The sequence below is a fragment of the uncultured Sphingobacterium sp. genome, assembly GCF_964277905.1.
GTDB classification, from domain to species: Bacteria; Bacteroidota; Bacteroidia; order Sphingobacteriales; family Sphingobacteriaceae; genus Sphingobacterium; species Sphingobacterium siyangense.
Window position 1 is genome coordinate 125,428 of record NZ_CAXYKD010000001.1, and the last position, 20,918, is coordinate 146,345.

General features: G+C 39.5%; 15 protein-coding genes. 12 read left to right on the forward strand and 3 right to left on the reverse strand.

Annotation, left to right across the window (positions count from 1 at the left end; translation table 11 throughout):
• The first annotated feature begins 366 nt into the window (after positions 1-366).
• The 4 genes from ACHWSC_RS00420 (at position 367) to ACHWSC_RS00435 (ending at position 6,516) form a co-directional block, all read left to right on the forward strand.
• Positions 367-1,578, forward strand: a complete 1,212-nt coding sequence (locus ACHWSC_RS00420; RefSeq protein ID WP_394675454.1) for an acyltransferase family protein — start codon at positions 367-369, stop codon at positions 1,576-1,578.
• Positions 1,579-1,682: 104 nt separating this feature from the next.
• A complete protein-coding gene (gene rpsO / locus ACHWSC_RS00425) occupies positions 1,683-1,961 on the forward strand; it encodes a 30S ribosomal protein S15 (RefSeq protein ID WP_046674145.1) in 279 nt (92 codons plus the stop codon).
• 622 nt (positions 1,962-2,583) lie between these two features.
• Positions 2,584-4,770, forward strand: a complete 2,187-nt coding sequence (gene pnp, locus ACHWSC_RS00430) for a polyribonucleotide nucleotidyltransferase (protein WP_075991035.1) — start codon at positions 2,584-2,586, stop codon at positions 4,768-4,770.
• 141 nt (positions 4,771-4,911) lie between these two features.
• On the forward strand, positions 4,912-6,516 hold the full coding sequence (locus tag ACHWSC_RS00435) for a thioredoxin-like domain-containing protein (protein ID WP_394675455.1): 1,605 nt from the start codon (positions 4,912-4,914) through the stop codon (positions 6,514-6,516).
• 56 nt (positions 6,517-6,572) lie between these two features.
• On the opposite strand, the gene ACHWSC_RS00440 is transcribed toward ACHWSC_RS00435, so the two are convergent.
• Positions 6,573-6,899 (reverse strand): DUF493 domain-containing protein, encoded by a 327-nt coding sequence (locus tag ACHWSC_RS00440; RefSeq protein ID WP_145327846.1) that lies wholly within the window; start codon positions 6,897-6,899, stop codon positions 6,573-6,575.
• A 77-nt stretch (positions 6,900-6,976) separates the two neighbouring features.
• Positions 6,977-9,259 (reverse strand): GH92 family glycosyl hydrolase, encoded by a 2,283-nt coding sequence (locus ACHWSC_RS00445; RefSeq protein WP_394675456.1) that lies wholly within the window; start codon positions 9,257-9,259, stop codon positions 6,977-6,979.
• A 147-nt stretch (positions 9,260-9,406) separates the two neighbouring features.
• Here ACHWSC_RS00445 and ACHWSC_RS00450 point away from each other — a divergent pair, with 147 nt between their 5' ends.
• Positions 9,407-10,417, forward strand: coding sequence for a LacI family DNA-binding transcriptional regulator (locus ACHWSC_RS00450; protein WP_075991038.1), 1,011 nt, complete (start codon positions 9,407-9,409; stop codon positions 10,415-10,417).
• Here ACHWSC_RS00450 and ACHWSC_RS00455 read toward each other — a convergent pair.
• Positions 10,407-10,787, reverse strand: a complete 381-nt coding sequence (locus ACHWSC_RS00455; RefSeq protein ID WP_376749019.1) for a methionine-R-sulfoxide reductase — start codon at positions 10,785-10,787, stop codon at positions 10,407-10,409. The two genes, ACHWSC_RS00450 and ACHWSC_RS00455, sit on opposite strands and share 11 nt — an antisense overlap.
• Before the next feature lie 500 nt (positions 10,788-11,287).
• Between ACHWSC_RS00455 and ACHWSC_RS00460 the strand changes: the two genes are divergently transcribed.
• Genes ACHWSC_RS00460 through ACHWSC_RS00490 form a run of 7 tightly spaced genes read left to right on the forward strand, consistent with a single transcriptional unit; the run spans position 11,288 to position 20,917 of the window.
• A complete protein-coding gene (locus ACHWSC_RS00460; RefSeq protein ID WP_046674139.1) occupies positions 11,288-12,550 on the forward strand; it encodes a cytochrome c3 family protein in 1,263 nt (420 codons plus the stop codon).
• Between the two features lie 37 nt (positions 12,551-12,587).
• Complete coding sequence (locus tag ACHWSC_RS00465; protein WP_120333528.1) at positions 12,588-15,602, forward strand: TAT-variant-translocated molybdopterin oxidoreductase; 3,015 nt, start codon at positions 12,588-12,590, stop codon at positions 15,600-15,602.
• Positions 15,603-15,631: 29 nt separating this feature from the next.
• Positions 15,632-17,116: an NrfD/PsrC family molybdoenzyme membrane anchor subunit gene (gene nrfD, locus ACHWSC_RS00470; RefSeq protein WP_046674137.1), complete on the forward strand. Its 1,485-nt coding sequence runs from the start codon at positions 15,632-15,634 to the stop codon at positions 17,114-17,116.
• 6 nt (positions 17,117-17,122) lie between these two features.
• Positions 17,123-17,659: a DUF3341 domain-containing protein gene (locus ACHWSC_RS00475; protein WP_075991040.1), complete on the forward strand. Its 537-nt coding sequence runs from the start codon at positions 17,123-17,125 to the stop codon at positions 17,657-17,659.
• Positions 17,643-18,281: a c-type cytochrome gene (locus ACHWSC_RS00480; protein WP_376778456.1), complete on the forward strand. Its 639-nt coding sequence runs from the start codon at positions 17,643-17,645 to the stop codon at positions 18,279-18,281. The genes ACHWSC_RS00475 and ACHWSC_RS00480 overlap by 17 nt, the downstream gene beginning before the upstream one ends.
• A 19-nt stretch (positions 18,282-18,300) precedes the next feature.
• Entirely contained in the window at positions 18,301-19,536 is a 1,236-nt protein-coding gene (locus ACHWSC_RS00485; protein ID WP_088160229.1) for a quinol:cytochrome C oxidoreductase, read from the forward strand.
• A 43-nt stretch (positions 19,537-19,579) separates the two neighbouring features.
• The gene (locus ACHWSC_RS00490; RefSeq protein ID WP_075991042.1) at positions 19,580-20,917 is read left to right on the forward strand and encodes a cytochrome c oxidase subunit II; all 1,338 of its coding nucleotides are present in this window, start codon (positions 19,580-19,582) and stop codon (positions 20,915-20,917) included.
• Position 20,918 lies beyond the last annotated feature (1 nt).

A 20,918-nucleotide genomic window follows, 5' to 3' on the forward strand; every position in this document is an offset into this window, starting at 1 on the left:
GGTTAATAAAGTTGTTTTGTGATGCGCAAATCCATGGAATTACACCTGATGTTCACTGTTAATCTAAGGTACTTTCGTTAATAGTTTTTTATAGCCAGACGGTTATTTCTGACTGCTTCGTTCAAACAACAAAATATGGTTAGTATAAAAGTTGTTGGTTAAAATTAGTTATTTACCGTTAAGTTTCAAATACTTTTTAAAAATATTTAAAAAGTATTTGATTCTTAGCCATTAAATCTATGCAAACGTTTGTTATTGTAACAATGTTATCGTTTGACCTTCCTGTTTATGCCATTAAATTGTGGATTGCGCATAAAAATGAAGGGCAAATACGTTATATTTACCTTTTAATTATACAATCTGATTATGAAACAACGCTATTACTCCTTGGATGTCTTTCGTGGAGCTACTGTGGCACTGATGATTATGGTGAATAATCCGGGGACATGGGCTCATATGTTTGCACCGCTAAAACATGCAGAATGGCATGGATGTTCACCTACAGACCTGGTTTTTCCTTTTTTTCTTTTCGCAGTAGGTAATGCCATGTCTTTTGTTATACCTCGTTTACAGGAGGCGGGACCGGCAGTATTTTGGCAAAAAGTAATTAAACGGACGATCTTGATTTTTGCGATTGGACTTTTCATCAATTGGTGGCCTTTTGTGAAATGGGATGGTGCGGAGCTGGTTTTTAAACAATGGGTGGACGGAACGGATCCGAGCCGGGGAATTCGGATTTTTGGTGTACTCCAACGCATCGCAGTTGCTTATTGTTTTGCTTCGATTTTAGCTTATTATTTTAAAGAAAAAACGATTATCTGGATCTCGGCAATCATACTGTTGTTATATTGGGCAACCTGTGCAATAGCCGGAGGAGCAGATCCCTATAGCTTGGAGGGCTGGTTCGGTACAAAGTATGATATAGCAATCCTAGGTTTGCCGCATGTTTACAAAGGGGAGGGGGTGCCATTTGATCCTGAAGGGCTGATGAGTACCTTGCCGACAATTGTTCAGGTTGTCTTTGGCTATTTAGTTGGTGTATTTATTAAAAAGCAAGGTCAGGTGGATTGGCTGTGGTCCAAAGTGCCGGCTTCTAATGAACCTCATTTTAAATTGCTGGCAGGGATGTTTGTGACCGGATTTATTTTGGTCGTATTGGCTTGGATATGGGCCTTGGGTTTTCCGATCAATAAAAAAATATGGACGAGTTCCTATGTGCTCTATACAACAGGTTTGGCAACCATGACACTAGGTGGTATGATCTGGTTTATTGAAGTGCAGGGTGTCAAAAATAAATTGACACAGTTTTTTGATGTTTTTGGTAAAAATCCGTTATTCATCTTTGTATTAAGCGGTATTCTACCACGCTTTTTGGGATTGTTCCGTATTCCTGATGGTGTAAAAGAAGATGGTACACAAAAATACCTCGACGCTTTTGCCTGGTTTTATAAATATGTTTGCGCGAAAGTGCCTGGGATACCAGAAGTTGGTTCTTTTGTTTATTCACTCTGTTTCTTAACGTTGATGTGGGTAATCTGCTATTGGTTGGACAAGAAGAAAATCTACGTAAAGGTTTAGTAGTAGCTGAACCTTTGCTTATTAAATTATTTTGGCAACCGAAGATTTTTGCTATCTTTGCAGCCAATTAATAAAATTTTTAACGCTTTAATATTATTCAGGAAATGTATTTAAGTAAAGAGTACAAAGCTGATATCTTCGCGGAATTTGCTGGATCAGCTACAAACACAGGATCTACTGAAGGTCAAGTTGCTTTATTCACTAAGAGAATTGCTCACTTAACTGAGCACTTGAAAAAAAACAGAAAAGATTTCGGTACACAACGTGCCCTACAAATGTTAGTAGGTAAACGTCGTTCATTATTAGCTTATCTTTACAAGAAAGATATCAACCGTTACCGTGCGATCATTAAAGGTCTAGGTTTACGTGATATTATCAAATAAGCTTTAATACAAAGGTGTTAAGAAAGCCATCCAATTTTTGGATGGCTTTTTTGTTGTGCTTATCGTGCCCGAATTGTTATTGGATTTTTTGCATCAGCATGGTCGTTTTCTGTTCGTCATGACTTTTGTAGTTGTTCAGGACTTCCTTAGGTTAGCGGACGAGATTGGGCTACTTGTCCTTTACTTCAGTTTCACTATTTAGTCGTTATTTAATCGTTTTTTCCTCGGAGCTTGTTCGCTGTTTCTTCGCTTTCAACCGAAGAAGTACCGAACAAGCTCCGAACAAGTACCGAAGAAGCACCGAGGAATCTCCGAAAATGATAGCCATGTTTTATACTTGTCTTAAATTGTTTTATACTACGCGATAGGCTAGATTCCTCGTTATAATTGATAAGCCTTTGGAAGCCTTTTTCGAGAAATAAGAGAACTTGAGAAGACTTCAATCGATTCATTGCTTGACGGATTAAGGCGGTTGCTGCCGTATTCCGATGGTTTGATGATTTAGCCTGCTGTTAATTGCACTAATCTTAATATTTTAATTTACCTTTGTGCTGAAATCTAATGTATTTAAAATATTGGCATGCTGCCAACAAGATGAAAAGCATGTCGCAAACAAGATTAAATGAATTACAACGAAATTAAAACGACCATCGATATGGGTAATGGCACCCAGATCGAATTGTCTACAGGTAAATTGGCAAAACAGGCTGATGGGGCTGTAGTATTAAAACAAGGTGATACGATGTTGCTTGCAACAGTTGTTTCAGCTAAAGAAGCGAAATCTGGCGTTGATTTTTTACCCCTTTCTGTAGATTATCAAGAAAAATATGCGGCAACTGGCCGTATTCCAGGAGGTTTCTTACGTCGTGAGGCTAGATTGTCAGATTATGAGGTATTGATCTCACGTTTGGTAGACCGTGCATTACGTCCTTTGTTCCCTGAAAATTATCACGCAGATACACAAGTTGCAATCAGCTTGATTTCTGCAGATAAAGATATTATGCCTGATGCTTTAGCGGGCTTGGCTGCTTCTGCAGCTATTGCTGTTTCTGATATTCCCTTCAATGGACCAATTTCTGAAGTTCGTGTTGCGAAAATTGACGGTCAGTTGGTTATCAACCCAAAATTGTCTGAGCTTGAAAATGCAACTTTAGAGTTTATTGTTGCTGGTTCTGCACAAGATATCGGTATGGTTGAAGGTGAGGCGAAAGAGATTTCTGAAGCTGAAATGGTAGAAGCAATTGCTTTTGCTCATGAAGCTATCAAAAAACAAGTTGCTGCTCAAGTAGAGCTGGCTAACTTAGTTGGTAAAACTGTTAAGCGTGAGTATAACCATGAGCCTGAAAACCTTGAATTGAGAGATGCTATTTTTGCAGCTACTTACGATAAGGTTTATGCTATTGCAAAATCTGCTTCTGCCAAACATGACCGTTCTGAGAACTTCGCAAAAATCGCGGAAGAGTACAGAGCAACAATGCCAGAGGAATTGGATGATGATACTGCATTCTTATTTAAAAAATATTTCCACGATGTTCAGTATGATGCTGTCCGTAACCTGGTTTTGGATGAAGGTATGCGTTTAGATGGCCGTGATGTACGTACTGTACGTCCGATCTGGTCTGAAGTGGATTACTTGCCTGCTGCGCACGGTTCGGCAGTATTCACACGTGGTGAAACACAATCATTGACTTCGGTTACTTTAGGTGCTAAAGACGATGAACAAATGATCGATGGTGCTTTTATCAACGGTTATAACAAATTTATTCTTCACTACAACTTCCCTGCATTCTCTACAGGTGAGGTAAGACCTAATAGAGGTCCTGGTCGTCGTGAAGTTGGTCACGGTAACTTGGCTATGCGTTCATTGAAACAGGTACTTCCTGCAGACAGTGAAAATCCATATACTATCCGTGTTGTTTCTGATATCCTGGAATCAAATGGATCTTCTTCAATGGCTACGGTATGTGCTGGTACATTGGCACTTTTGGATGCCGGTGTGAAATTGAAAGCGCCAGTTTCAGGTATTGCCATGGGATTGATTTCTGATGAGAAAACTGGTAAATATGCGATCTTATCGGATATCTTAGGTGATGAAGATCATTTAGGTGATATGGACTTTAAAGTAACTGGTACAGAAAAAGGTATCGTTGCTTGTCAAATGGACTTAAAAATCAATGGTTTGAAATGGGAAGTGTTGACGCAAGCTTTGGATCAAGCAAAAGAAGCGCGTTTACACATCTTAGGTGAAATGAAGAAAACAATTTCTGCTCCACGTGAAGATTACAAACCACATGCACCTCGTATCGTTCAATTGTTGATCGATAAAGAATTTATTGGCGCTGTAATCGGACCAGGTGGTAAAATTATCCAAGAGATGCAACGTGAGACCGGTGCTACAATTTCGATCGAAGAAGTTGATAACAAAGGTGTTGTTCAAGTATTTGCAGATAATAAAGCGGCTATTGATGATGCAGTAGGTCGTATTAAAGCAATCGCTTCTAAACCAGAGATTGGTGAAACTTACGAAGGTAAAGTGAAATCAATTATGCCATTCGGTGCTTTCGTTGAAATCATGCCTGGTAAAGATGGTTTATTGCACATCTCTGAAATCGACTGGAAACGTCTTGAAACAATGGACGGTATCTTCAAAGAAGGTGATAAAGTAACGGTTAAATTGTTGGATATCGACAAACAAGGTAAAATGAAGCTTTCGCGTAAAGCGTTATTGCCTCGTCCTCCGAAAGAAGACAAACCAAAGCAGGATAAACCTGCCGGTGAAGCTCCTGTAGCTGGTGCTGGACAAGAATAAGTTTATTCCTTTCAAATGATATGAAAAGCTCGCTTTAAGCGGGCTTTTTTTATGGAAAATAAAAAAATACGATAAATTATGGACTCGGTAATTTTCTTTAAGATGTAATGTTTATCTTAATGGGATTAAAAAACCTAAATTATGAAATTTCATCTCGTCGTTTTTTTGACATTTTTGAGTATGTCGTTTGTGGTAGCGCAAACTTCTGGGAATATCGGTGATAAAAGGGCTTACAGTTGGATCGAAAAGGAGCTTTCCAAGGCAAAGGTCAAAACAAATCTCAAAAATTACGAAAAAAATTTTTTTAGATCAGATTCAGTACGAATCATCGGTCATATCGATGGTTATAACCCAATGCTTGGCTTTACGAGTGGTATTATCTATAGTAGCAATCAATTGACGCGAGAAGATTATCCTACAACTATTCAAATTCAGCCAGATGGCCGCTTTGAAGCGAGCTATATTGTGACGAATTCAGAAATGTCTTACGTGGTATTCAATGATGATATGTTTGAATATTATATTGAGCCCGGACAGACCATAGCAATGATGTTTAAAGTTTCTCTAGACAACAAATTAGAATTTATAACGTATAAAGGTTCACTCGCACTGGAAAATCAACAACTATTGGACTTCAAATGGGAAAATCATCAGAAGGAGTTTTATCAAGCTTTGGAAAAGCTACTAAAGGAGCAGCCTATACAACACACGAAAGATCAGATTCTGACAAATTGGGTAACAGTACAAAAAGACGTAGATAATCGATTGGCCAAAACAAAGTATTCAAAGAAAATAAAACATATCATCAAAAGCGAGGTTGAACTTAATTATGCGATTCAGTTATTGGATATTCAAACGTATCGAAAGCAGTTTTCAAGGGGAGATACTATAAACCCTAACCTTAAAGAACCACTTCCGAAAAATTATTTTGACTTTATAAAACGGCTTGATCTGAATGATCCTGTATTACTGGTACCTTCTCAGTTTTCGACTTTTATTAATCGTTTCGAATATTCACCGTTGTTCAGTCTGGATAAATATCATCGGGAGCTGAATAAGCAGCGGATGGGAAATATGTATGTTGTGTTGGATTCGGCCAATAGACAGGCCAATCCAATAATATCAAGTACATTGATAACAGAGATAGCCAAGCTTCGAACATTAAGATCAAGGCTGTCGAATTTACGTGACACTCTCAAAATGGAGCAACTCGCTACAGATCTTTTGGCCATACTCCCAAATGAGAATCTGAGAAAGGAAGCGCAGGCACTGACAGCACGTTTAAAGGAGACAGTGAATGGTTATGTTTTGCCCCAAACAGCATCTGCGGACCTATTTAAGAAGTTGACCGACAAGTATCGAGGCAAAGTGGTGGTGGTTGATTTTTGGGCGCAATGGTGTGGCCCTTGTCGCTCCGGGATTGAGTCGATGCGGGACAAACGCGTGAAACTTAAAGATAACCCTAACTTGGTATTCGTATTCGTGACAGACAGCAGTGGGACACCTGATATAAACTTCTATAACAAGTATACGGTTGAAAATCACATGTCCGAAAGCTACATCGTATCGGCCGATGAATATTTGGCTTTGCGTGAGCTGTTCAAATTCAATGGAATACCACGTTATATCTTGATGGATCCTGATGGCAAAATCAGAAACGATAATTTCCCCTTACATAATCTGAGCACCGAGCTGCCGAGAAATTATCCTTCCTTATTTACATTTGAGTTGTTTCGGGGGATTTAATATCATGTTATAAAAGAACAAAGAAGGCTGTCAATTCGACAGCCTTCTTTGTTCTTTTATAACATGATAACACCTTTTATCTTCGCTACTTCTTTGTAGAAGTAGATTACCTGATCGGCGTCTTTTACGTTCAAGTTTACCGTAATTGAAGTATACTTACCGGTTTTGGAGTCCTTAAAATCAAACTGAGCACCTGTGTCATCAAATACGCGCTGGATTTGATTGAAATGGTCCTGATCTTTTGGTAAGATAAATTTATACGTATAGTCCTTTGGAAATGTTTCTAAATCTTCTAAGCGCTCTTTAAAAGTTTCATAGAAGTCTTTTGGATTATCACCTCCATCGGGGATATCTTGTATATTGATGTTTTTGTAATCTGCCATGTTTTGTTTCTCCTTAAATATGTTATTAAGGTATTAACAAATATTAATCCAGTAATGTTTTACTGACAATATTTCAGTTAATTATTGTCAATGCTTGAAGGCCAATCGGCTTTGTTTTTACCAAAGTTTTTGTTTGGCGTAGCACTCATCTCGATTTCCATCTGTCCACCTTCTAAAAGCTGTGCATGTGTAATGAACGACTTAGCATAAGGTTTACCATTCAATTTGATCGATTTAATGTATTGATTTGCTTTACCTTGATTTTTAACATCGATAGCTAACGTTTTGCCATTTGGTAAATTGATATTCGCATGTTGCATCATCGGAGATCCGAAGACATAAACACCGCTCATTGCATTCAGTGGATAGAAGCCCATTGCTGAGAACACATACCACGCACTCATTTGTCCGACGTCATCATTGCCACATAGACCAGCTGGGCTGTTTGTGTAGAACTCCGTCATCGCTTTACGGACTAAGGCTGCACCTTTCCAAGGTTGTCCAGCGTAAGCATATAAGTAAGGGATATGGTGATTTGGTTCGTTACCTTGCGCATATTGGCCGATTAATCCTGAAATATCTGGAGAGGCTTCACCGCCAAGATCCGATGACATGGTCGTAAAATAATCCAGTTTTTTCAAAAATTTATCTTCACCACCGAAAAGATTGATCAGACCTTTGACATCTTGAGGTACTAACCAGGTATATTGCCATGCATTTCCTTCGCAATAATCATTCTCGCGGTGTTTGGCCATTAATGGGTCGAAAGGTCTGCGGAACTCGCCATTGGCTTTTTTACCGACGAAATGACCTACTTCTTTGTCAAAATACTGTTCGTAAAGTTTATAGCGTTTTTTGAAATAGGCAGCGTCTTCTGTTTTACCTAATTTTTCGGCAATTTTATAAGTACCAAAGTCAGCAATCGCATATTCTAATGCCCATGCTACAGATTCATTCGGCATGCTGTCGATCGGAATGTAAGTCAGTTCACGTGCATATTTCAGGCCGTGATCGTTGCCCATGGCTGTTGTCTTTACAGCTTCCCAGACCAAAGGATAATCTTTCTCGTCAATAATTCCTTTTAAGAAAGCGTCTGCAATGACTGGAATCGCAGGTAGACCCACCATCGTGTTGGTTTCATTACCTTGTAAGTGCCACATTGGCAATTTACCTTGTTGTTGATAGATAGCCAACATCGTCTTGATAAAATCCTGGTTGATTTTACGGTCCTCCAAGATGGTCATCAGCGGGTGAAGCCCACGGTAGGTGTCCCAAAGCGAAAATACCGTGTGGTTGACAAAATCCTGTTTCTCGTATACTTGTTTGTCGGTTCCTAAGTAATCGCCATTTGCATCGTTAAAGATGGTAGGAGCAAAGTAGGTATGGTATAATGCGGTATAGAAGATTGTCTTCGTATCTTTGTCGGCTTCAAATTGAATCTTATTTAAGGTTTTGTTCCAACGTTGATCCGCTTCTTGTTTTACTTTTTCAAAATTCCAGCTTGGAATCTCTGCATTGATGTTATTCAGGGCATTGGTCGAGCTTACTGGAGAAATACCGACTTTAAGTTCGATGGTTTTGTTTTTAACAGCATCAAAGAATAAAGCCGCTTTGATTGCCTGTCCTTTAAATGTTGTTTGGCCTAATTTCTCTTCTTTACCGTCGAAAAATCTTACTTTTTGTATCGGCTGGGAAGTTCTGATCGCAAAATACAATTTTTGGTCAGTTGCCCATCCTGTTGAAAAGCGATAACCAACAAAGGTCGAGTCGTTAACCTGTTTGATGTAGGTGTCTGTCGGTTTATCCCAATTGATATGGTAACCTAAGTCGACCAAAATATGTGCATTGTCTGTTTTTTCATAGCGATATTGATGATAGCCTACACGTTCGGTTGCCGTCAAGTTGGCCTGTACCTGATAGTCATCTAAATAAGCGCTATAGAATCCGGGTTTGGCAACCTCATTTTCCTTTTTGAAGGAAGAGCCATAACCTGTATTCATTTTATTGAATTCCGCTGGCGTTAATTGTAATTTTCCGTTGGCTGGAACGATCATGAGGTCGTTGAGGTCACCGATACCTGTTCCGCTCAGGTGGGTATGGGTAAAACCCAAAATTTCCTGGCTTTTGTAATTGTATCCACTGCACCAGTCCCATCCGTTGAACTTGTCCCAAATCTGTGGAATTTGGGTAGGTCCCAATTGTACTGCACCTAAAGGTACATTTGCACCAACAAAGACGTGACCATGATCCGCTGACCCAATAAAGGGGTTGACATATTGTGTAAGATTTTGCTGGGCTTGCGCACAAAATGGCAAAATTAGTGTGCCCAACACTGTTTTGAGTAGTTTATTTCCTGTCATAGGTTTTGTTCGGGTATTTGAAAACTGCTTAAAATTAGTAAATAAAACCTTTTAGCGCAATTTTATTATTATTTTAGTAAATTGTCGTTAAATTTTTTACTTTAGTAAGCTTCGTAATAAAAAACTTAACAAACCTACTACTACTACATGAAGAAACGTATTCTGATCAGTGATATCGCAAAGGCGTTGGGGATTTCTGTAACTACTGTGTCCTTTATTTTGAATGATAAGGCAAAAGAAAAGCGTATTAGTGAGGCTTTGACTAAGCGGGTTTTGGACTATGTCAAAAAGGTCGGCTATAAGCCCAACGAATTGGCAAAAAGTCTCCGCACAGGGAAGACGAAGATTCTAGGTTTGATTATCGAAGATATTTCCAATCCTTTTTTTGGAAATATAGCACGTCTGATCGAAAGTAAGGTCTATGAGCAGGGCTATCGTATTATTTATTGTAGCACCAACAATGATGTGGAAAAAGCGAAGGAGTTAATCCAGATGTTTTACGATCGGCAGGTAGATGGTTTTATTATTACGCCTTCCGATGGTTTGGAAGATACAGTAAAGCAGTTGCAGCAAAATAATATTCCGGTTGTGCTCTTCGACCGTTATTTTCCGGGTCTTGAAACAGACTATGTAGGTGCGGACAATTTTCAGGGAGCCTTTGATGCCAGTAACCATTTGTGTCAACAGGGTTATAGACGTATCGGATTTGTATCGCTCTATTCGGATCAGACCCAAATGAAAGAGCGTTCAGATGGCTATATGAAGGCTATGGATAATAATAAGCAACAAAGTTTTATTCAAAAGATTCAGATGGATGCTTCGGATGAAGAAGCAATGGAACTATTGCGGGAGTTTATCTGTGAAAATAGGCTGGATGCTGTTTTGTTCTCCACAAACTATCTGGCGATTTCGGGTTTGAAGGCTTCCAAAAAATTTAATTTTACGATGCCGGCGGTGATTGCTTTTGACGACCATACGGTTTTTAAGCTGGTCGAACCTGCTATTACGGTTGTTTCGCAGCCGATCAAGGATATTGCTGAGAATCTGATCAATATTTTGTTGCTTCGTCTTCAGGGTAAAATAAAAGCAACACGTAGAATGGTGTTGCCTTGTGAACTGAAAGTTCGTGAGTCGACTAAAGTGAAAGTTACTTCGTAGTATCGGCCACAAATTTCATTGAAATAGAATTAACGCAGTGACGCGTGTTTTTTGTCGTAAAGCCTTCTCCGAGGAATACATGGCCTAAATGCGCGCCACATCTACTACACAGGATTTCAGTGCGGCGACCATCGGCATCGGTGATCCTTGTAATTGCCCCGGGAATTTCATCATCAAAACTTGGCCAGCCACATCCAGATTCAAATTTTGACTCCGAACGGTATAGTGGGCTGTCACAACGGCGGCAGATATAAGTTCCTTTGAGCTTATTGTCTAAAAGTTCACCGGTAAAAGGCCTTTCAGTTCCCTTATGTATAATAATGTATTCCTCTTCTTTACTTAAGGGGTTGTATTCTTTGTTAGTTTCCATGATTGTTGTGTGTTTAGTCTTGAAGCTGGCTTTACTAGGAACTACCCAACAGGGATGAACTATTCCTTCTATATAAAGACATCATCCAGATTTTTTTATTGTTAGCTTGGGACTTGACCCTGACCAGATCTCCATTCGTCTTGATAAAGTTCTCCATTCATCTTGATAAAGTTACGGAAATAAAGACGAAAAAAAACTTTTTGTGTCTTCTGCGATCCGTTATTTTGAGTATTTTAAATTGTCATGGAATTGTCTTATATTTGAGTAGCTATCCAAATGAAAAGTTGTAGCGATGGGACCGCTTTAATAGTTTAATGTTGTTTTATCCTAGTTTAAACGCATTTGTTTAGAATGATTATAAATTGATATTAAAGGTCACAAAATTGTCAGCGATTTGTTAATAAATCATACTTTTGTGGCATTGTTAGGGGGGTAGTGGCTCCTTTAACCATGGGAGTTAATTTTTTACATTCACAAATAAATAGTATAAAGTGCTAAATATGAGAACTATCTCATCCGTTTTGGGAAGCCTTGCGAGGGTGGTGTCAACGAGTTTGATGCTATTATTTGCCGTTACGACGTTGCATGCGCAAGATGTCAAGGAAGGTGAAAAAATCTTCAAATCTAAGTGTACATCCTGTCACGCCATTGACAGAAAAGTGGTTGGTCCTGCTTTAAAGGGGATTCCAGAGACGAAAGACGAAGCTTGGTTAATCAAGTGGATCAAGAACTCTCAGGCTTTAATTGCGTCTGGCGATGCTGATGCAGTTAAAATCTTCGAAGAGAACAACAAGCTTGTGATGACTTCTTTTACTGATTTATCTGACGATCAGATCAAGTCGGTATTAGCGTATATCACAGATGCTTCTAAGGAGAAACCGAAGGATCCAAACAAAGATGGAGCTGCTGCTAAAGATGATAACGCATCTATGTTCATGATTTTGGGCTTGATCGCAGTTGTTGTTTTGGCTGTAGTGGTTATCGTGGTGTTGAATCGTGTGATCCGTACCTTAGAAAATGTAATTGCTAAAAACCAAGAAGCTATTGCTGCGCAACAAGAGCCAGAAGATAGCCAACGTTTTGTGAAGTTTGCGAAAGCATTCGTTAAAAACAAGAAGTTGGTTGGCTTTACAGTCTTGATGTTAGTTGCATTATTAGCTGTAGGTGGTTGGAAAACAATGTGGAACGTTGGTGTTCACCAAGGCTATCAGCCGGTTCAACCAATTAAGTTCTCTCACCAAATCCACGCTGGTGTTAACAAAATTGAGTGTCAATACTGTCACGGTGGAGCATTTAAATCTAAAAATGCGTCTATTCCATCGGCCAACGTATGTATGAACTGTCACAATACAATCACTGCTTCAGAGCATTATGATGGTGAGATTTCTCCGGAAATTGCTAAAATCTATCGTGCATTGGATTGGAATCCTGATACGCGTACTTACGGTAACAATCCGAAACCAATTCAATGGGTTCGTATTCACAACTTACCTGACTTTGCTTACTTCAACCACTCACAACACGTTGTGGTAGCTGGTGTTGAGTGTCAAACTTGTCACGGTCCAATCCAAAATATGGAAGAAGTATACCAATACTCTCCATTGACGATGAAATGGTGTGTTGATTGTCACAAAAAGACAGATATCAAATCGGATAACAAATACTATGAAGATTTGATTAAAGCACACGAAAGAATTAAGAAAGGTGAGAAAATGACTGCAGCCATGATCGGTGGTCTTGAGTGTGGTAAGTGTCACTATTAATAATTATTTGAAATACGCAATCTTATATACAGCTTAAATGGATAGCAATAAAAAATATTGGAAAGGTTTGGAAGAGTTAAATCAAACTCCTGCTTTCGTTGAAGGAAGCAAGGGTGAGTTTGCCGAATCTATTCCTGTAGAAGATGTATTAAACGAAGCTGGCTTGAGTACTAAAACTCCTCGCCGTGACTTCTTGAAAGCATTAGGATTTGGTTTGGGTGCTGTTTCTTTAGCGGCTTGTAACCGTACTCCTGTGCATAAGGCAGTTCCTTATTTGATTAAACCTGAAGAGGTAACTCCAGGTATCCCTAACTATTATGCTTCGACGTTCAACGGTCAAAGCATCTTGGTTAAAACTCGTGAAGGTCGTCCGATCAATGTTGAGCCTAACCCGAATGCAATTGGTTTGAACCAAGGTTTGGATTCAACGACTGCTGCTTCTGTATTGGATTTATATGATGAGTCCAAATTGAAACAGGCGCAATTGAAAGGTCAAGATGTTGAGTGGTCTAAATTGGATGGGGAAGTTGTTAAAGCTTTGAATGCAGCAGCATCTTCTGGTAAACAAATTACGATCGTTTCTAACACCGTAAACAGCCCTTCAACGTTGGCGGCTATCGCTGCTTTCGCAACGAAATTCCCAACAGTTAACCATGTACAATACGATGCTGTTTCTTACAGCGGTATTATCGAGGCGAATAAAGCTTCATTTGGTAAAGCTGTTGTCCCTTCATACAATTTTGAAAAGGCAAATGTGATTGTTTCCGTTGCAGCTGATTTCTTAGGAACTTGGTTAGCAGGTGAGGAGCATACACAACAATACGCTAAAAACCGTGATTATAAATCGTTGAAAAACGGCAAAATGTCACGTCACGTGCAATTTGAGTCTGGTCTTTCCATGACGGGTACAAATGCGGATGCACGTATCGCAATCAAACCTTCGGAAGAAGGTGCTACATTGGTTGCTTTATATAATGCAATCACTGGTCAGTCTTTGGCTGGTGCTACTGCAAACAAAAAAGCACAAAAAGGTGTCGCTCTAGCAGCGAAAGAATTGGTGAACAGCAAAGGCGCAGCAGTTGTTGTTGCTGGATCTAACGATGTCAATGTACAGGTATTAGTTAATGCAATCAACGTTGCATTAGGTGCTTACGGTACAATCATCGATTTGGATAACTATTCTAAACAATACCAAGGTTCGGATTCTTCGTTCCAAGCTTTCTTAGCAGCAGCGAAATCAGGTCAAGTTGGTGTTGCGTTCTTCTTGAATAGCAACCCGGTGTATGACTACTTCAAAGCAGATGATGTAAAAGCAGCGTTGAAACAAGTTCCTTTCACCTTATCATTTTCGCAACGTGCGGATGAAACAGCTTCTGAATTGACAGCGATTGCTCCAGCAAGTACGTTCTTGGAATCTTGGGGTGATGCGAATCCAAAAGAAGGTTTGTTCTCTATCATTCAACCAACAATCAATCCTGTTTTCAAAACACGTCAAGTTGAACAAAGCTTGTTGACTTGGGCAGGAAATGATACCGATATGTACAACTTCGTTAAGAACTTGTGGTCTACACAAATCTTAGCGGGTTCTACGAAAAACTGGGATGCTGTATTGCAAACTGGTTTTGAATATAAAGGTGCTAAAGCGGCAACAGCTCCTGCATTTACAGGAAATGCTGCAGCAGCGGCTTCGGCAATTGAGGCATCAAGCAAAGCAATTACCGGTGAGTTTGAATTGAAACTTTATGAGCCTTCTGCACTTCGCGATGGTCGTTATGGAAACAATGCTTACTTGCAGGAATTGCCTGACCCGGTTTCTAAAGTAACTTGGGATAACTACGCTGCTCTTAACCCGAAAGATGCTGAGAAATTAGGTTTGGGTGAAGATGGTAAAGTAACTGTAAAAGCAAATGGTGTTGAATTGGAATTGCCAGTTGTACAACAACCAGGTCAAGCACAAGGAACAGTTTCAGTTGCTGTAGGTTACGGCCGTACAAAAGTTGGTAAAGCAGGTAATGAAGTTGGTAAAAACGCATTCCCTTTTGCGTCTATCATCAATGGTACAGTGCAAGGTGTTGCTAAAGCAACTGTAGCCAAAGCGTCTGGTACTTACCAATTGGCACAAACACAAACACACCATACGATCGAAGGTCGTAACGTTATTCGTGAAACGACATTTGCGAAATATCTGAAAGATCCTAACTCTGAGGCAGGACGCTTTACAGATAATCACAAAACATACGATTTGTGGAACAAATATGAGCAACCTGGTCACAAATGGGTGATGGCGATCGACTTGAACGCATGTACAGGTTGTGGTGCTTGTATCGTTGCTTGTAACGTTGAAAATAATATTCCTGTTGTAGGTCGTGATGAGGTTCGTCGTCGTCGTGAAATGCACTGGTTACGTATTGACCGTTACTATACAATCGAAGGAAAAGATCAAGATCTTACAAAAGAGAAAGAAATTGCAAGAGCTTCGGCTGATTTAGATTTCGAAGATATCACTGTTGTTCACCAACCGATGTTGTGTCAACACTGTGGTCACGCGCCTTGTGAAACGGTTTGTCCAGTATTGGCAACAGTACACTCTTCAGAAGGTTTGAACCATATGGCATATAACCGTTGTTTTGGTACACGTTACTGTGCGAACAACTGTCCTTTCAAAGTTCGTCGTTTCAACTGGTTTGCATACTGGAATGATTCACGTTTTGACAACTACTTGAACAATGAGTTCACACAATTGGTATTGAATCCAGATGTTGTTACTCGTTCACGTGGGGTAATGGAGAAATGTTCAATGTGTATCCAACGTATTCAAGCAGGTAAATTGCAAGCTAAGATTCAAAATCGCAAAGTTAAAGATGGCGATATCCAAATGGCTTGTCAACAAGCATGTTCTGCAAATGCAATTATCTTTGGTGATGCAAATGATCCAGAATCAGAAGTATCTAAAGCATTACGCAACGAGCGTGTTTATTACGTACTTGAGGAAATCAATGTTCAACCGGGTATCGGTTATATGACAAAAGTTAGAAACACTTTTGAGGCGTAATCTTGTACAATATTTGAAATAAAAATACTATGTCATCGCATAACGAATCAATATTAAGAGAACCATTAATGACCGGTAAGGACATTACGTATGCAAAAATTACGGATGATATCTTACTACCGGTTGAAAATAAACCGAATAAAGCATGGTGGATTGGTTTTACCGTTGCTGTATTAGGTGCTTTATTATGGGTAGTTAGCGTTAGTTATACCTTTTGGACAGGTATCGGCGCTTGGGGTCTGAATAAAACTGTAGGCTGGGCTTGGGATATCACCGACTTCGTATGGTGGGTAGGTATCGGTCACGCGGGTACGTTGATTTCAGCTGTATTATTAATCTTCCGCCAGAACTGGCGTAATTCAATCAACCGTTCTGCAGAGGCGATGACGATCTTTGCGGTAATCTGTGCGGCTACATACGTTGTAGCTCACATGGGTCGTCCTTGGTTGGCTTATTGGATTTTCCCACTTCCAAATCAATTTGGATCACTTTGGGTAAACTTCAACTCTCCATTGGTATGGGATGCGTTTGCGATCTCGACTTACTTTACAGTATCCTTGGTATTCTGGTACTGTGGTTTGTTGCCGGATATCGCGACAATTCGTGACCGTGCTACTGGATTAAAACAAAAAATCTATTCTGTATTATCATTCGGATGGAATGGTTCAGTTAAGACTTGGCAACGTTTTGAAATCGTGTCATTGATCTTGGCAGGTATTTCTACGCCGCTGGTACTTTCTGTACACACGATCGTATCCATGGACTTTGCAACTTCGGTTATCCCTGGATGGCATACAACGATCTTCCCTCCATATTTCGTGGCGGGTGCGATCTTCTCTGGTTTCGCGATGGTACAGACTTTATTGTTGATCTTACGTAAAGTAATGAACTTTGAGAACTACATCACGATGTTCCACATTGAGTCGATGAATATCATTATCATGACGACAGGTTCTATCGTAGGTGTGGCTTATTTGACTGAGTTGTTTATCGCAATGTACTCTCGTTCAGAATACGAAATGTATGCTTTCGAGAACCGTATGTTGGGTCCATACGCTTGGGCTTACTGGTCAATGATGACGTGTAACGTAATTTCTCCACAGTTATTCTGGTTCAAAAAAATCCGTACAAGTATTCCAATCTCATGGATCTTATCGATTGTTGTAAACATCGGTATGTGGTTTGAGCGTTTTGTAATTATCGTGACTTCATTGCACCGTGATTACTTGCCTTCATCTTGGGCAATGTTCTATCCGACTTGGACAGACGTAGGTATCTTTGTAGGTTCAATCGGATTATTCTTTACATTATTCTTGTTGTTCTTACGTTTCTTACCAGGTATCGCTATCGCCGAAGTGAAATTGTTGTTGAAATCATCTTCATTACAACATAAAACTAAATTGGCTCAAGAAGGCGCATTCCCTGAGGAACAAGTTAAGTACTTCCAAGAGTCATTAGAGAAATATGATTCAGTGACAGAAGAAGAGATTAAAGAATTATCAGTTAGAAAATAATCAGCAATGAGCAATACAAAATATATATTAGGTAGTTTTGCGGATCCCGATGAAATGATGCATGGGATCGACAAATTGCAAGCAAACAATATAAGTATTTACGACTGCTTTACTCCGATGCCTATTCACGGCATCGAAGCAAAGCTGGGTGTGAAACCTTCTCGCTTGCCTATCGCAGCATTTTGCTTTGGAGCATTAGGAACGACATTGGGTTTTAGTTTGTTGTATTATACAATGGCCTATGATTGGCCGATGAATATCGGTGGTAAACCATCTTTTGGTATGCCAAACTTTGTTCCAGTTACATTTGAGGTTACGATCTTATTGTGTGCCTTGGGTATGGTTGCCACGTTTTTCTTCCGTAACCACTTATTTCCGGGACGTGCACCTCGTGTAATGGACTTGAGAGCAACAGATGATCGTTTCATCCTTGCGGTAGATGCCAAAGAAAATACAGATCACGCTTTGATCGATAGCTTATTGAAAGAAGCTGGAGCTGTTGAAGTTAAGTACAATGATAGAAAATATGTTAGCTATGAATAAGAAGAATTTACTTGGAACGCTATGCGCAGCTGTGGCATTGACAGCACTTGTTTCTTCTTGTGGTGACAAAACAACTCGTAGTACAGGTTTAGAGTTTTCTCGTAACATGTACGATCCGCTTGCTTTCAATCCGGATCAACCTAATGCGAATTTTGCTGATGGAAAAACAGCACAAGCACCTCCTAAAGGTACGGATCCAATTGGTTTCACTCGTTTTGAGTATGCCAATACATTAGAGGATTATGAACGTGCAGGAAGAGAAGCAAAAAGTCCTTTGGTCGTAAATGCCGAAAATCTTGAAAAAGGTAAAGCTTTATTCACCACTTACTGCTCTATATGTCATGGAGTAGAAGGTAAAGGTGATGGTCCTATCACAAAAGACCGTAGCGTGACTGATTCAAGAGGTACTCGTCAATTAGAGAACTTTCCTCCGCCACCATCTTATCACAGAACAGATGCGGCGAGCTCTTCACGGGGTGGTTTGATGGCTGACTTGACTGATGGTAAAATTTACCATACAATTTATTACGGACACAACTCCATGGGATCACATGCATCTCAATTGTCTCCAGAGGAGAGATGGAAAGTTGTTATGTATGTTCACGAATTACAAAAGAAATAATCTAACATCAGATATATAAATGGGAACTCACAGTCATCATCACGATTATAATTTCAACGAGCGATACGAGTTTGCTGGCAAAGCTAAAATGTTCAGTATTGTCGCTGTTGTACTAGGCGTAGCTGCTGTAGCTTTCGGGTTGCTTTCGGGCGATCACGTTACTGTAGAGCGTACTTATGCCAACTTGTTATTGATGGGTTATTACTTTACATGTGTATGCGCAGCTGGAACATTCTTTGTTGCCTTGCAATATGTAACACAATCTGCATGGTCTGCAGGTTTGGTACGTATACCTCAGGCTATGGCGAGTGTTTTACCAATTGCATCATTAGTTTTATTAGTTATTGTAGGTTTAGGTTTAACCACACATAACTTATATCACCACTGGAATGCAGATGGTATCACTGATCCGCATAGTACAAATTTTGACCCTATTATCGCAGGTAAATCTGCTTATTTAAATGTTCCATTCTTCTTGATCCGTCAGGTGGTATTTATGGGAACATATAGCATTTTTGCTGTTATTTTTGCGAAACTTTCTTATAAAGAAGATTTGGAAGGCGGATTGACTTCTTATAAAAAGTCATTCAAATTGTCGGCAATCTTCTTAGTTATCTTCGGTTTTACTACACCTATCTGGTCTTTCGATACAGTAATGTCTTTAGAGGCACACTGGTTTTCGACAATGTTCGGTTGGTATAACTTTGCAGCAATGTGGGTAAGCGGTATTTCGTGTATCACGATCATCGTTGTTGTATTGAAGAAAGCTGGTTATATGAACTGGGTAAACGAAAATCATTTACACGATTTGGGTAAATTGATGTTCGGTTTCTCGATCTTCTGGACTTACGTTTGGTTTGCACAATTCATGTTGATTTGGTATTCAAACATCCCAGAGGAAACAGTTTATTTCTACAAACGTTGGGAACCTGAATACAAACCTTGGTTTTGGTTGAGTATTATCATTAACTTTGTGGCACCATTGTTACTATTAGTGGATCGCGATGCTAAACGTAAACAAAACGTGATGTTATTCGTAGCGATTCTATTATTGGCTGGTCACTGGCTAGATTATTATATCATGATCATGCCTGGTACTGTTGCTGAACATAGAGGATTTGGTATCATTGAAATCGGAACTGCACTTGGTTTCTTAGGTTTGTTCATCTTCTTAGTGATGAGTAAATTGAGTAAACAAGCATTGGTGCCTAAAAATCATCCTTTCTTGGATGAGAGTTTGCATCATCAGATATAGTTTCACTTTTAAAGGAAGGTTACGTAAAAACGTTATAAAAGAAATGAGCTTTAAATTAAATAATAGATTCAAATCCATCTCGGGTTTTGTGCTTGCACTAGGATTGCTTTTTGCGACTCCTATCCTTGCAAGTCAACAAGATACAGTAGCATCTGATTCTGCTAAAGCGGCGACTACAGCAGTAGCTGCCCCTGCAGCAACGGATTCGGTTGCAAAAGATACAACAGCGGCAGCAGGTACTGCTGCTGTTGCATCTGCTAGTTCTTCTACGGAAGCTAGTGCTGCTGCTCCTGCTGTTGAAGAAGTGAAGCAAATAGACCCTCAGGTTTATAAAAACTTCACATATTATGTCTTGTTATTCTTGGTTATATGTACAGTTGTTGCCGTTATCGGTAAAGTACTTTCGATCTATGAATTGACAAGAAAGATGAACGGTAAATACAATCCGTTTGCGAATAACACGTTTCAATCGGCATTGTTATTCATTTTCTTGGTTGTATTCCTTTACGGTGTATATTGGTCATATGTACACTGGGGAGCCGCTTATTGGAGATCTGCAGTAACTGAGCACGGTGAGCGTATTGATACGATGTTTATCATTACGACAGCAATTACAACATTTGTATTGGTTATCACACATATCTTGTTGATGACATTTACATTCTTGTACCGCATGCGTGCAAAACGTCAGGCTTATTATTATCCTCATAACAATGCAATCGAGAAATTGTGGACAATTGTTCCAGCTGTTGTTTTGACAGTTTTGGTATTGTTCGGTTTCTTTACATGGAGATCAATCACAAATATTCCTGAGGATCTACAAAAATCAGCATTGCAAGTTGAGGTATTAGGCGAGCAATTCCAATGGAATGTCCGTTATGCTGGTTCAGATGGGATTATTGGTAAACGTAATTATAAAATGACGACACCAACCAACCCTTACGGTATTGACTTTAATGATAAAAATTCTTGGGATGATATTCAGGGATCTGAAATCTGGTTGCCTGTAAATAAACCAGTTCGTTTCCATATCGTTTCAAAAGATATTATTCACTCTTTCTATATTCCTGATTTCCGTGTTCAGATCAATGCGGTACCGGGAATGACCAATTACTTCCAGTTCACACCTACAGTTACAACAGAAGAGATGCGTGATCGTCTGGGTGATTATAACTATGACTTCGTGATGTTGTGTAACAAGATCTGTGGATCTGGTCACTACAACATGCAAAAGAAAGTGGTTGTCGTAACTGAAGAGAAATATAAAGAGTGGTTAGCTAAACAAAATAAATATTTTACTGAGGATTTGCAAAAAGAGTTCAGCGGTAAAACAGCTAACGTGAAAAAGGATAGCGTACAAGTTACAGCATCTTTGAACTAAT

Bases quoted from the DNA above. Each gene is read 5' to 3' on its own strand.
- ACHWSC_RS00420 (WP_394675454.1), top strand. From the start codon at position 367: ATGAAACAACGCTATTACTCCTTGGATGTCTTTCGTGGAGCTACTGTG.
- rpsO (WP_046674145.1), top strand. From the start codon at position 1,683: ATGTATTTAAGTAAAGAGTACAAAGCTGATATCTTCGCGGAATTTGCT.
- pnp (WP_075991035.1), top strand. From the start codon at position 2,584: ATGAATTACAACGAAATTAAAACGACCATCGATATGGGTAATGGCACC.
- ACHWSC_RS00435 (WP_394675455.1), top strand. From the start codon at position 4,912: ATGAAATTTCATCTCGTCGTTTTTTTGACATTTTTGAGTATGTCGTTT.
- ACHWSC_RS00440 (WP_145327846.1), bottom strand. From the start codon at position 6,899: ATGGCAGATTACAAAAACATCAATATACAAGATATCCCCGATGGAGGT.
- ACHWSC_RS00445 (WP_394675456.1), bottom strand. From the start codon at position 9,259: ATGACAGGAAATAAACTACTCAAAACAGTGTTGGGCACACTAATTTTG.
- ACHWSC_RS00450 (WP_075991038.1), top strand. From the start codon at position 9,407: ATGAAGAAACGTATTCTGATCAGTGATATCGCAAAGGCGTTGGGGATT.
- ACHWSC_RS00455 (WP_376749019.1), bottom strand. From the start codon at position 10,787: ATGGAAACTAACAAAGAATACAACCCCTTAAGTAAAGAAGAGGAATAC.
- ACHWSC_RS00460 (WP_046674139.1), top strand. From the start codon at position 11,288: ATGAGAACTATCTCATCCGTTTTGGGAAGCCTTGCGAGGGTGGTGTCA.
- ACHWSC_RS00465 (WP_120333528.1), top strand. From the start codon at position 12,588: ATGGATAGCAATAAAAAATATTGGAAAGGTTTGGAAGAGTTAAATCAA.
- nrfD (WP_046674137.1), top strand. From the start codon at position 15,632: ATGTCATCGCATAACGAATCAATATTAAGAGAACCATTAATGACCGGT.
- ACHWSC_RS00475 (WP_075991040.1), top strand. From the start codon at position 17,123: ATGAGCAATACAAAATATATATTAGGTAGTTTTGCGGATCCCGATGAA.
- ACHWSC_RS00480 (WP_376778456.1), top strand. From the start codon at position 17,643: ATGTTAGCTATGAATAAGAAGAATTTACTTGGAACGCTATGCGCAGCT.
- ACHWSC_RS00485 (WP_088160229.1), top strand. From the start codon at position 18,301: ATGGGAACTCACAGTCATCATCACGATTATAATTTCAACGAGCGATAC.
- ACHWSC_RS00490 (WP_075991042.1), top strand. From the start codon at position 19,580: ATGAGCTTTAAATTAAATAATAGATTCAAATCCATCTCGGGTTTTGTG.